General features: G+C 38.2%; 11 protein-coding genes. 6 read left to right on the forward strand and 5 right to left on the reverse strand.

Annotated elements, in window-relative coordinates; genetic code table 11:
• Window positions 1-119: 119 nt before the first annotated feature.
• The 4 genes from GFU89_RS12945 to hflX are packed head-to-tail and all read right to left on the reverse strand — an operon-like array spanning window position 120 to window position 4,031.
• Window positions 120-836, reverse strand: coding sequence for a DNA alkylation repair protein (locus GFU89_RS12945; RefSeq protein WP_318847518.1), 717 nt, complete (start codon window positions 834-836; stop codon window positions 120-122).
• Between the two features lie 25 nt (window positions 837-861).
• The gene (locus GFU89_RS12950; RefSeq protein ID WP_318847519.1) at window positions 862-2,148 is read right to left on the reverse strand and encodes a sodium:proton antiporter; all 1,287 of its coding nucleotides are present in this window, start codon (window positions 2,146-2,148) and stop codon (window positions 862-864) included.
• 21 nt (window positions 2,149-2,169) lie between these two features.
• On the reverse strand, window positions 2,170-2,805 hold the full coding sequence (locus GFU89_RS12955; protein WP_318847520.1) for a DUF4919 domain-containing protein: 636 nt from the start codon (window positions 2,803-2,805) through the stop codon (window positions 2,170-2,172).
• Window positions 2,805-4,031, reverse strand: coding sequence for a GTPase HflX (gene hflX, locus GFU89_RS12960; RefSeq protein WP_318847521.1), 1,227 nt, complete (start codon window positions 4,029-4,031; stop codon window positions 2,805-2,807). Before hflX ends, GFU89_RS12955 begins: the two co-directional genes overlap by 1 nt.
• Window positions 4,032-4,223: 192 nt before the next feature.
• Here hflX and GFU89_RS12965 point away from each other — a divergent pair, with 192 nt between their 5' ends.
• The 4 genes from GFU89_RS12965 to GFU89_RS12980 all read left to right on the forward strand — a co-directional run bounded on the left by GFU89_RS12965 (window position 4,224) and on the right by GFU89_RS12980 (window position 8,513).
• On the forward strand, window positions 4,224-4,931 hold the full coding sequence (locus GFU89_RS12965; protein ID WP_318847522.1) for a LytTR family DNA-binding domain-containing protein: 708 nt from the start codon (window positions 4,224-4,226) through the stop codon (window positions 4,929-4,931).
• Window positions 4,932-5,090: 159 nt separating this feature from the next.
• The gene (locus GFU89_RS12970) at window positions 5,091-5,564 is read left to right on the forward strand and encodes a T9SS type A sorting domain-containing protein (protein WP_318847523.1); all 474 of its coding nucleotides are present in this window, start codon (window positions 5,091-5,093) and stop codon (window positions 5,562-5,564) included.
• 6 nt (window positions 5,565-5,570) lie between these two features.
• Window positions 5,571-8,093, forward strand: a complete 2,523-nt coding sequence (locus GFU89_RS12975) for a collagen-like protein (RefSeq protein WP_318847524.1) — start codon at window positions 5,571-5,573, stop codon at window positions 8,091-8,093.
• Window positions 8,094-8,099: 6 nt separating this feature from the next.
• On the forward strand, window positions 8,100-8,513 hold the full coding sequence (locus tag GFU89_RS12980; RefSeq protein ID WP_318847525.1) for a hypothetical protein: 414 nt from the start codon (window positions 8,100-8,102) through the stop codon (window positions 8,511-8,513).
• A 108-nt stretch (window positions 8,514-8,621) separates the two neighbouring features.
• Here GFU89_RS12980 and GFU89_RS12985 read toward each other — a convergent pair whose 3' ends face one another.
• Complete coding sequence (locus GFU89_RS12985; protein ID WP_318847526.1) at window positions 8,622-9,056, reverse strand: META domain-containing protein; 435 nt, start codon at window positions 9,054-9,056, stop codon at window positions 8,622-8,624.
• An 86-nt stretch (window positions 9,057-9,142) separates the two neighbouring features.
• On the opposite strand from GFU89_RS12985, the gene GFU89_RS12990 reads away from it, so the two are divergent.
• Together GFU89_RS12990 and GFU89_RS12995 are read left to right on the forward strand one after the other, a co-directional pair.
• Window positions 9,143-11,350 (forward strand): S46 family peptidase, encoded by a 2,208-nt coding sequence (locus GFU89_RS12990; RefSeq protein ID WP_318847527.1) that lies wholly within the window; start codon window positions 9,143-9,145, stop codon window positions 11,348-11,350.
• A gap of 77 nt (window positions 11,351-11,427) precedes the next feature.
• Window positions 11,428-11,904 carry a YdeI/OmpD-associated family protein gene (locus tag GFU89_RS12995; protein WP_318847528.1) on the forward strand — a complete coding sequence of 159 codons (477 nt, stop codon included), beginning with the start codon at window positions 11,428-11,430 and terminating at the stop codon, window positions 11,902-11,904.
• Window positions 11,905-11,959: the final 55 nt, after the last annotated feature.

Below are 11,959 nucleotides of genomic sequence, written 5' to 3' on the forward strand. Positions count from 1 at the left end.
GCCTCAAAATTACTCAATTTTGGCCTTAAATCCTTATCATCTTCGATTTTTTGGCCATAAATAGCTGTTTCCCGGTACTTTTTTAGGGGGAAATACGGTACGATCCGTATACTATTTTTTTAAATACGTCCTTTCAGATAATCCTGACGAAGATCTTCGTCCAGCTTTTCAATAGCATACCGAAGACAGGTTCTGGGCATTTCTTTGTAATATAAATTCAGATAGCTGATCAATTCGCTTTCATTCTTATTCCCCATTTCGCGTAACAGCCATCCGTTTGCTTTATGCATCAGATCGTGAGGATGCTTCATATTTCGGGTCACGAATTCCTTAGTAAGATCAAATGACCCCTTTTTTATGTAATGCATTGTCCCCACAACGGCTATTCTCTTATGCCACATTTCTTCAGATTCCGAAAGCTCTCTGAGAAGGTTTTCTTTGTGATTTTCAAAAGCATACCTGCCCAGAATTTTATAACAGCTTGAATCTACCAGATCCCAATTGTTGACATGAGGAAGATGATTAAGATAAAACGCAATCACTTCTTCTTTTACAGCTTTATCTTTTGTTTTTTCAAACTTTGAAATCAGCATAAAAAGCGCTGTCAGTCTATGTTCGTGGTATTTGGAAGAGAGTAATGTACTGAGCTCTTTTAAATTTATTTTCGGATAATATTCTTTGGCAACAGACCGCTGATCCGGGACTTTTACGCCCAGAAACAAATCTCCTTCCCCATATTCTCCTTTTCCCGTTTTGAAAAACCTTGGAAAGAATTCTGCCTTTTCAGGGATGGATAAAACAGCCAGTGATTCCTGTATTTCTTTAACAATACTCATATCCGAAATGACTTCTATTTATAATTTACGCTTTCTCTTCCAGGGCAATACTCTCCTGTTCTTCCTCTTCTTTTGCAATCTTATTAGGATTGGCCACTTTGGCAATGGTAAGCCCCTGAACAATGATTGAGAATACGACAACACAGTAGGTAATACTTAAAATAATCTCACTGTATTCACTTTTAGGAATAGACATCGCCAATGCAATGGAAACTCCACCACGGATTCCTCCCCAAACCAGAACTTTTACCGTTTGTGGGCTGAAACTTCTTCTCAAAGAAGTAAACTTCGTAGGTCCCCAGATTGAAATAAATCTTGCAAACAACACAACCACAATAGCAGCTAAGCCCGGAATCATGAAATGTCTAAGATCTTTAATCATCAAAAGCTCAAATCCAATAAACAGGAATAATACAGCATTCAGAATTTCGTCAATCAATTCCCAGAATTTGATAAGATAATCCTGCGTGACAGACTTCATTTTAAAGCTTCTGTTGAAGTTCCCCATAAATAATCCTGCTGCCACCATCGTCAATGGTCCTGAAATATGCATTTGTCTTGCAATAAGATAACCTCCCATCACCACAGAAAGTGTTACCAAAACAGAGATAATATAATCATCCACTTCACGCATTAATCTTGAAGTAACCCATCCTAACAGAACACCCAGTAAAAGACCTCCTCCTGCTTCTTTAAGCAAAAGCAATCCGATCGTTTCAACACTCAGATCCACTTCTTTTCCAACTGCAAGTTGAAGGATCACTGTAAAGACCACAACCGCCATACCGTCATTGAAAAGAGATTCCCCAGCTACTTTTGTTTCCAGTGATTTGGATACGTTAGCCTGTTTCAGAACACTCAAAACAGCTACCGGATCGGTGGGTGAAATCAATGCTCCAAAGACAAGACAGTAGATGAATGGAAGTTTAACTCCAACATAAGGCAGTAAATAAAACATTCCAAAACCTACGACAAAGGTAGAGATCACAACTCCCACCGTGGAAAATATTACTACAGGTCTGAACTGTTCTTTCAGATCATTAATATTAATATGGATTCCTCCCGCAAAAAGAAGAAAATTAAGCATAGCCCCCATCAAAACCTCTGTAAAGTCGATACTGTCCATCAGATTATGAAGATGTCCGAAAGTTCTCGGAAGTACTGTTTCTCCAAACATTACCAGAAAAATAGATACCACAATGGCGATCACCATAATTCCGATGGTACTTGGAAGTTTTAAAAACCTGTAATTGAGATATGCAAATATTGATGCTAATACGATTAATGCTGAAAATGAATAATATAATTCCACTAAGTGTTTCTTATTTTATGATTAATTGGTGAGTTCTAAATAGAGTATTTTAATATAGAGCTGCTGCCCTTCTTTTTCCCAAACATCAAACATACCGTCTTTAGCGGGTTTTGAGCTTCTCGTATAATCCTTACCTATATTCAGAATGTTCAGAAGAATGTATTCATCTCCTACAGAATTGACGATATAGGCTGTTTTTTCAGATTTTCCGTCTCCTGAGACTTTTATTCCTTCCGTAAGCGAACGAAACTGATTCAGGTGATGTATAAAATTGCTGCCATCCTTCACTGAATCATAGGCTCTGAGAAGGATCAGCAAAACATCCAGGTTCGTAGGATCTTTATCATACAAAGCTTTCCCCTGCTTGATACAGTCTGCAAAATTGTTTTGCTTAAAGGCTTCGGCAAGGCTTTTAAAGCTATCATCTGACGTGCTTACTTTATCTTTCCTGAAATTTCTTCCATAGTAAAGATATTGTGACTCTATACTGTCCAAAGACTTTGGATATCCCTTATATTTAAAAATAAGCTTCTCATAATTGTAGGGAGAATCAGAATTTTTGAGACTTTTCTCAACAGCTTTTAAATCAAGTTTTGATTTCTGGCTGAAACCAAAAACCGAAAACATGATGAATAAAAGGAAAAAGTGATATTTCATTAATTGTTGCTTTCTTCTTCCTCGTCGTTATCGAAATATTCGAAAAGGAAATCATTGTATGGGAATCTGGAAATATGAATCTTCATCACCTCATCGTAAATCATTTTCTTCATTTCCGGGAAGTTTTCCTTCGTTAAAGCAGAAATGAAAACAGTTGGATACTTTGATTTTCCCATCCATGTTTTCGTCCACTCTTCCAGAGAAATATTTTTACGGGTTGAAGGGGTAAGATCGTCTTCATCCTTTTTCTCATAACTGAAATCGTCAATCTTATTAAAAATCATAATCATCGGTTTCTGATGAGCATTGATTTCCATCAAAATATGATTTACAGACTCTATGTGATCTTCAAAACTCTCGTGCGAAATATCCACTACATGAATCAAAAGATCGGCTTCACGAACCTCATCCAAAGTAGATTTGAATGATTCTACCAGCTGAGTAGGCAATTTTCTGATAAATCCTACCGTATCTGTAAGCAGGAACGGTAAGTTTCCGATCACCACTTTTCTTACTGTGGTATCCAGAGTGGCAAATAGTTTATTTTCTGCAAAAACCTCAGATTTTGAAATAGAATTCATCAAAGTAGATTTTCCAACATTGGTGTATCCTACCAAAGCGGCACGAACTACTTTCCCACGGTTATTACGCTGGGTTGCCATCTGCTTATCAATGGTCTTCAGTTTTTCTTTCAGTAATGTAATCCTGTCACGGATAATACGACGGTCAGTTTCAATTTCCGTTTCCCCAGGACCTCTCATTCCAATTCCCCCTTTCTGACGCTCAAGGTGGGTCCACATTCTCGTCAATCGCGGTAAAAGATATTGATATTGTGCCAGTTCTACCTGAGTTCTCGCATAAGAAGTCTGAGCTCTCTGGGCAAAAATATCAAGAATAAGATTGGTACGGTCCAAAATCTTAACTTCCATATCTCTTTCCAGGTTTTTAAGCTGTGAAGGAGAAAGTTCGTCATCGAAAATTACAGTTCCTATCTCGTTTTCTTTTACATATTCTTTTATCTCAATTGCTTTTCCACTTCCGATAAAGGTTTTGGAATCCGGCTGAGTCAGTTTTTGGGTAAAACGCTTTTGTACGGTTGCTCCGGCTGTGAAAGCTAAAAACTCAAGTTCATCTAAATACTCTGTCAGTTTTTCTTCGTCCTGATTCTGGGTAATAACACCCACCAAGACCGCTTTCTCATAGTTATGTTCTTTCTTTTCTAACATTAAGTTCTATCTATGTTTATGATTTTTACAAGTTAATATTTTTCAGAAAAAAAACAAAATCAATTTTTATTTAATAACATATTTTAATATAAATTTAAGTTTACCGATGAAAGTTTTACAAAAAATCAATAACTTTATGTAATAAATTTCTGATTATTAAATATTTAAACTAAAACTAATCTCCGGAATATCATGATTACCCATATTAGATGTATGATTATTGATGATGATGAACTGGACAGACTGGTTCTTCAGCATTATATCAAACAATACCAAAACATTGAGATTGTTGCCTCTTTTGATTCTGCAGAAAAGGCAATTCCCTATCTTGATCTCCCCACAGACCTTCTGATCACTGAAACTAATTTACGGGGAATGTGCGGGCTCGAATTCCGGAAGCTGGCCCATAAAATCCCCGCCTGTATTTTTGTAAGCTCACATCCGGAACTGGCTGCCGGAGTTTTTGAAACAAACACTTTAGATTTTATTACCAAGCCACTTACTGCAGAACGTTTTCATTATTCTATGGAAAGACTTTTCGATTTTTTTGAAGTAAAAGAGAAGTGTAAATGCTATGATGCCATGGTAGGAGAAAACTGCATTAAAATAAAAGAAGGTGGAAACATTTTTCAAATCAAAATGAAAGACATCCTGTATCTGGAAGCCCTGAAAGACTATACAAGGATCATTACTCTTGAAAAAAATCACTGTATTTTAAATTCTCTGGGAAATCTCCTGCAAAAAAACTTTTTTGATTCTTTTGTCAGAATACACAGAAGCTATGCAGTGCCACGCCACCTCATCCGCGGAAAAAACTGCCACGAAATAGAACTGGCTCATCACATCAAACTCCCCATAGGACGAACCTATAAGGATAATCTTTCTTTTTTCAATCCTTAAAAGGTTAAACAAACCTCAACAATAATTCACAAAACGCCATTGGTCGATTATTTCTGCCGTTGGTCTATTTTCCCACCATTCAATTGAGATAGGTGGTAATTTAGTCTTCCCAAAATTCCCTTAAAAAACACATCTATTAATCACCAAAAACTGTTATCCATGGAAAGAATATCTATTTATTGTATTATTCTGTCTGTCTTTTCCGTCCCCATACTGCACGCACAATCTGCAGTTTTGGCAACCGGACTGGATGCTTCAGCAGCTAATGGTTTTGTTTCTTACAGCGTAGGCCAGACGACCTACCTTGAAAAAGGAACAGGACAGGTTCTCGAAGGCGTTCAACAGCCTTACGAAATTATCACTCTTACTTCCCTTGAAACTTCTTCTGAACTCACAGGCATTTTGCTTTACCCTAATCCTTTCAGAGATTATTTGTATCTGGATTTCACCTCAAATAATTTTAAAGGATCAGAGTATCAGTTATTCGATGCCCAAGGTAAGCTGGTAAAAAAAGATAAGATCTCACAATCAAAATCTGAGCTTAATTTCTCCTCACTTCCTTCTGCAATGTATATCATCAGGATCACTCAAAATGGAGAAAAAATTAAAACATTTAAAATCATCAAAAAATAAAATGCCATGAAAAAAATATTATTATTGTTTTGGATCCTGACCGGTTTCTTTATGGGACTTTCTCAGGCTCCGGAAAAAATGAGCTACCAGTCTGTCATGAGAAACGGTTCAGGACAACTCTTAGTCAATCAAGCTATAGCCGTGAGAGTAAGCGTATTGCAGGGATCTCCTGCCGGCGCCGCAGTCTATTCAGAAAGACTCACCGGAAATACCAATGCGAACGGGCTTGTCAGCCTTGAAATAGGAACGGGAACTGTACTTACAGGAACATTTGCCACCATCGACTGGCCTGCAGGAAGCTATTATTTAAAAACAGAAACTGACCCTGCCGGAGGAACAAGCTATACTATAGTAGGAACCAGCCAGTTGCTAAGCGTTCCTTATGCCATGTATGCCAAATCTGCAGGTGGAGGTGGCGGAAGCTTTGCGATTCCTTACACCACGACTGTTAATAATGCCTCTACTCTATTTTCATTGATCAACGATGGAGATGGTACTTCCGTGGAAGGAGTAAATAACACAGCTACATCAAATATTGCTGCAGTAAGAGGAATTGTAAGCAGTGCTTCTCCTGGCGGATTTTCGAGTGCTGTACGTGGTATTAATAACGGAACAGGCGGACTTGGAGTTGGTGTATATGGAAGCCAGGCCGGAAGCGGATGGGGAGTTTATGGTACAACACCAAATGGTTTAGGAGTCTACGGAAATTCTAGTGGAAACGGTTATGGAGTATATGCAAACAGTAATACAGGAACAGGTCTTAATGCTACCAGTAATAATGGAATCCCTGCAAGTATTGCAATCCTGAATAACGCGAATAATAATGTTGCTCTTAATGCATCCAGTGTAGGAAATGGTACGGTTGTAAATGTTACGACCTCAGGAAACGGAGCCGGAGTAAGAAGTTCTACTGCAGCAGGATTTGGGGTACATGGTTCCACCTCTTCTCAGTCTTCTGCAGGTATTGTTGGTGATAACACCGGAGCTGGTGAAGCCATCGTTGGTAGAACAACCAGTGATATTGCCGGAGCTGTAGTAGGCCGCAATGACGGAGGAGGATATGGAGTAAGAGGATTTGTTGCTACCAATACATCCGGAACCGGTATAGGTGTTTATGGGCAAGTAGGTTTAAATAACAGTACAGGCCGTGCCGGACGATTTGAAAATTTTAACCAAACGAATACTACAGGAAATACTTTTGAGGTAGAAACGAATGGAAACGGAAACATTCCGGACAACACACAGGGAAATGCAGCCTCTTTTCTAGTTGACAACACCAATAGTGTCGGTGCAGCAGTAAGAGGGGAAGTAAATACTATTTTCGGAAACTTTGGTGCAGCAGGTATTTTTGGAATTTCTTCAGGAACAGGAGGACGTGCAGGATTATTCTACGCTTCCAATCCTGCCGGAAACGGAGCTTCATTGATTGCCCTGACAGATGGTAACGGTAACGCCATTACTGCCAATGCAGGAAAAGATGGTAACGGAGTGGAAACCAACATTGATGGAGCCGGAAATGCGCTTTATGCATGGGTTCCTTCTTTTGCTACCGGACGTGCCGCAAGATTTGAAATATTCAATGATAATAATACCAGTGATGTTATAACATCAACCACAGTTGGAAACGGTATTGCAGGGAATTTTAAAGTAGACCGAACTACAGGAACTTCCCCAGCTATAAAAGCTGAAGTAAATTCACAGTTTGCTAATTTCGGTACTGCAGGAATCTATGCGATATCTTCAGGAACCGGAGGGTATGCAGGTCTGTTCCACGCTTCCAACCCTGCCGGAAATGGACCAGCATTAGTCGCTATTGCAGATGGAAATGGAAATGGGATTACCGCCAATGCCTCGAATACCGGAGACGGAGTAGAAACAACGGCAGATGGAACAGGAAATGCCATTTTTGCCTGGGTTCCTAATTTCGGTAATGGCCGGGCTGCAAGATTTGTTAATTTCAATACTTCTAATACCAACCCGCCCCTTACAGTAGAAACTCACAGCACCGGTTCTATCGCTCTATTTAAATCCGGAAATCCGGGCACGGTGAATGTGGCAAGAATCAATTCAGCCGGACGTGGATTTTTTAACGGAGGAACGCAAAACAGTGGTGCTGACGTTGCAGAAGTCTTTGATGTAAACGGAAGTATTTCTCAGTATGAGCCCGGTGATATTCTGGTCATCTCAACCACCGCAGACAGAACTGTTGAAAAATCTTCAACACCTTATTCCAGTCTTGTTGCAGGTGTATACGCTACCAAACCCGGTGTATTACTTACGGAAGAACATATTGACACTGATATTTCCGATAAAGCCCCCATGGGTGTCATTGGGGTAATTCCTACCAAAGTATGTCTTGAGAACGGAAAAATAAAACGAGGAGACCTTTTGGTAACTTCATCCAAAGCAGGTGTTGCCATGAAAGCGGATATCAAAAAGGTAAGAATAGGACAAGTAATCGGAAAAGCACTTCAGGATTATGACCAAAAAGAGATCGGAAAAATTCAAGTATTAGTCAACATAAAATAAACCGTCATGAAAATAGCATATATTATCCCGTTATTATTTTTAAGCACTATTATTTATGCTCAAGAAAATAAGCAGGCTGTTCCGATGGAAGATCAGGCACTGGTTGTAAAACAGGCCAAAGAACAACAGGCGATCCTAATGCAGGAAGCAAAGGAAAGAGACGAAAAGAAAACTGTAAATACAGGATTACCTTCTGATCATGGCCTTGCCGTTAAAAAACAGGAATCCAAACCAAAGGCAGCTGACAATTCGGGAAAATTACTTCCCAACACAGCAAGTCTTGAAGAAATAAAAAAAACAATCCCCAACAGACAGGCATATCATAATACTATAAATTCTAGGAACACAAAAATGACAGTTACCGGGCTGCCTAATACAGCAACCCTGGAAGAAATAAAAAAAACAATTCCAAAAAACTAATGACTCTCAAAGGCTAATAACCTCAAAAAGCTGATAACCAAACTAGATTTTTCAAACCAAGAAGTCCGCTTTGCAGCGGACTTTTATTTATATTGTATGAATGCATAATTAATCCCAATCAGCTGCTACAAATTTCATTGAATTTCCATTACCATCATTTAAGGTAAGGAAATGCCCTTCTACCGAATATTTTGTCATCGTTTCAAACTTCTTCTGAAAAGAGGTTTCAAGATTCATATCCTGACATGCTTTCATAGTACTTATTCCATTTGAAATTTTCACTTTTCCTCCTTTTTTAAATTCAGATACAAAAGATATTTGGTTGCATCCCATATAGGCATTCCCCTGAATTTTACCGTCAACGATACTGGCTGTCAGATTAATTTCTGCTTTATTCGCAATGAGCTGCTCTTTTGAAAAACCATCGAAGGAAACCAGCATCCACTGCCTTTGAAGGGAAGGATTTTTATCCGGCATTGCGGAACAATTCACAACAAGTCCTAAAAGTAAAACTGCAAAAATTGATAAGAGCATCTTTTTCATGCAGACTATCATCCCATTTTCATACCAATCCGGGACAGAATCTCGTAAAAATTAGTAAATTAGCGACACAAAAATTATTTTATAAAATGAAAAGACTATTTCTACTATTCACTTTCTTACTGGGCTTTGCTCAGATGAGGGCGGATGAGGGGATGTGGCTGCTAATGCTCATCAAAAGACTTAACGGTGTTGATATGCAAAAAGAGGGTCTGCACCTTACGCCTGAAGAAATTTATTCTGTAAACAATTCAAGCTTAAAAGATGCTATCGTAAGTTTCGGTGGTTTCTGTACAGGTGAAATTGTTTCTGATAAAGGACTTATTTTTACGAACCACCACTGTGGTTACGGTGCTGTTGCTGCGGCTTCTACACCAGAAAAAGATTATTTGAAGAACGGTTTCTGGGCAATGAAACAGAAAGACGAATTCAATGCAAAAGATCTTTATGTAAGATTTTTAGTGAGAATGGACGATGCTACGCAGAGAATCACTTCTAAGCTAAACAACAATATGACCGGAGCAGAGAGAAAAGCTGTTATTGATGCTGAAACAAAAGCCATCCAGACAGAAAACTCTGAAAACGGAAAATATACTGTAGTGGTAAGAGATTTCTTCAATGGAAATGAATTCTACTATTTTGTATATCAGGACTATAAAGATATCAGATTAGTAGGTGCTCCACCTTCTTCATTAGGAAAATTCGGAGGAGATACGGATAACTGGGAATGGCCAAGACATACTGCTGATTTTACGGTTTTCAGAGTATATGCTGATGCTGCAGGAAACCCTGCTGAATATTCTCCAAGCAACACTCCTTTGAAGCCTAAACATTTCCTTCCGGTTTCTCTTAAGGGAATTAAGCCTGGTGATTTCTCAATGATCTTAGGTTACCCTGGAAGAACAAACCGTTACCTGACTTCTTACGGAATTCAGCAAATGGTAACTAAAGATTACCCGGCTTGGGTTGAGGCTTCTAAACTTGCCATGGATGTTATGAAAAAGTACATGGATAAGGATAAAGCAACTCAGCTTAACTATGCTTCTCAATATGCTTCAGTAGCTAATTACTGGAAAAACAGACAAGGTACTATTGATGCCGTAGATAAAAACGGAACAATTGCAGACAAGCAAAAAACTGAGGACATCTTCAGAAAATGGTCTATGACCTCTGGAAATGAAGCTTATGATGGTATTTTAGAAGATATTGGAATGTACTATAAGCAGACTTCTGAAAGAAATGTGGAAAGAAACTATGCTTCACAATTCTCAAGAAATGCAAAATACATCTCTCTTGCCCTTCAGGTAGGTTCTGTATTGAAGACTTATTCTGCTCAGGATATGCAGGGAAGACTGGCAATGAAAGCTAAAACAGAAGCTGCGATCAAAGCTGCTTATGAAAACTTCAATCCATCTTTAGAAGGCGAAATGCTTTCTTCTATGGTAAACCTATACCAAACGAGAGTTACCAATAAAGAAATTGCTTCTGCTACTATTTTAGGATTAGATGCTAAAACAATTTCTAACTTGGCTTATTCTTCAATCTTTGCTAACAAAACTTCTGCAACGAATTTCTTATTGAATCCGGATGCATTGAAGCTTGATGCTGATCCGCTTTGGAAAACAGCAAACGGTATCGTTGCTGATCAAAAAATAAGCACTGAAAGATTTGTTCAGGTAGATGATAATTTTGCTAAAAAGAACCGTATGTTCTTAGCGGGATTAATGAAAGCTATGCCTGAGAAAAAATTCTACCCGGATGCTAACTCTACCATGAGATTAACTTATGGTACTGTAGATAAATTACCTATCAGAAATGACAGAAACTATTTCGGTGTTACTGATAACTATTATACAGACATGACTGGTCTTGTTGGAAAATACAAGAAAGGTGATGAAGAGTTTGATCTTCCTCAAAGAGTGATTGATCTTTATAACCTTAAAGATTTCGGACAGTATGCTGATGCAGCAGGTTATATGCCTGTAAACTTCCTTTCTAACAATGATATTACAGGAGGTAACTCTGGTTCTCCAGTAATTGATGGAGACGGAAACCTTATCGGTATTGCTTTCGATGGTAACAGTGAGGCATTAAGCGGTGATATTGTATTCGAGCAGGAATGGCAGAAAACAATCAACGTAGACGTTCGTTTCGTTCTTTGGACAATTGATAAGTTTGCTGGTGCAAGAAGAATTGTTGACGAATTGAAGCTTGTAAGAGGAGAAAACACTCCAGCTGATACAAAAACTAAAAACTCAGGTACTACAACAACACCTAAGAAAATCAATAAAAAATAATCTTAATTGATTTATTTTTAAAACCGTGAAATTTACTTTCACGGTTTTTTTATTTTTGACTATTAAAATCTTTCATTATGGATCCTCAAACAATCAAATTTTCTGCTATTATTCAGCAAAACGGAGAGATGAATGCTGCGTTTGTAGAATTTCCTTTTTCTACAGAAGAACTGTTTAATAAAAAGGGACAGGTAAAGATTAACGCTCTATTTGATGGCAATGTGAAATATCGTGGAAGCCTTGCTAAAATGAAATCTGACTATCATATTTTAGGACTTACACAGGAGGTCAGGAAACAGCTTGGGAAAACCTTCGGAGATGAGGTTTCCGTTTCGCTTACCGAGGACAAAGAAGAGAGAATGATTGAGATTGCAGAAGATATTGTTTCTGTTTTTAATGAAAATCCTGAAGCAAAGACTTTATTTGACAAGATGAGCTACACCCACAAAAAAGAATACATCCGCTGGATTGAGGAAGCCAAGAAACCTGAAACAAGGGAAAATAGAAAAATAAAAATGATCCAGATGATTTTGGATGGGAAAAAGGGAATATAAAAAAGAGCCCAGGAAATCCTGGGCTCTTATATTTTATATTACTTAATCTATTATT

The organism is Chryseobacterium sp. JV558 (assembly GCF_033712365.1).
GTDB lineage: Bacteria > Bacteroidota > Bacteroidia > Flavobacteriales > Weeksellaceae > Chryseobacterium.

What these genes read in the sequence shown, in the direction of transcription:
- hflX (WP_318847521.1), bottom strand. Translation starts at nt 4,031, where the DNA reads ATGTTAGAAAAGAAAGAACATAACTATGAGAAAGCGGTCTTGGTGGGT.
- GFU89_RS12990 (WP_318847527.1), top strand. Translation starts at nt 9,143, where the DNA reads ATGAAAAGACTATTTCTACTATTCACTTTCTTACTGGGCTTTGCTCAG.
- GFU89_RS12980 (WP_318847525.1), top strand. Translation starts at nt 8,100, where the DNA reads ATGAAAATAGCATATATTATCCCGTTATTATTTTTAAGCACTATTATT.
- GFU89_RS12970 (WP_318847523.1), top strand. Translation starts at nt 5,091, where the DNA reads ATGGAAAGAATATCTATTTATTGTATTATTCTGTCTGTCTTTTCCGTC.
- GFU89_RS12965 (WP_318847522.1), top strand. Translation starts at nt 4,224, where the DNA reads ATGATTACCCATATTAGATGTATGATTATTGATGATGATGAACTGGAC.
- GFU89_RS12985 (WP_318847526.1), bottom strand. Translation starts at nt 9,056, where the DNA reads ATGAAAAAGATGCTCTTATCAATTTTTGCAGTTTTACTTTTAGGACTT.
- GFU89_RS12955 (WP_318847520.1), bottom strand. Translation starts at nt 2,805, where the DNA reads ATGAAATATCACTTTTTCCTTTTATTCATCATGTTTTCGGTTTTTGGT.
- GFU89_RS12945 (WP_318847518.1), bottom strand. Translation starts at nt 836, where the DNA reads ATGAGTATTGTTAAAGAAATACAGGAATCACTGGCTGTTTTATCCATC.
- GFU89_RS12975 (WP_318847524.1), top strand. Translation starts at nt 5,571, where the DNA reads ATGAAAAAAATATTATTATTGTTTTGGATCCTGACCGGTTTCTTTATG.
- GFU89_RS12995 (WP_318847528.1), top strand. Translation starts at nt 11,428, where the DNA reads ATGGATCCTCAAACAATCAAATTTTCTGCTATTATTCAGCAAAACGGA.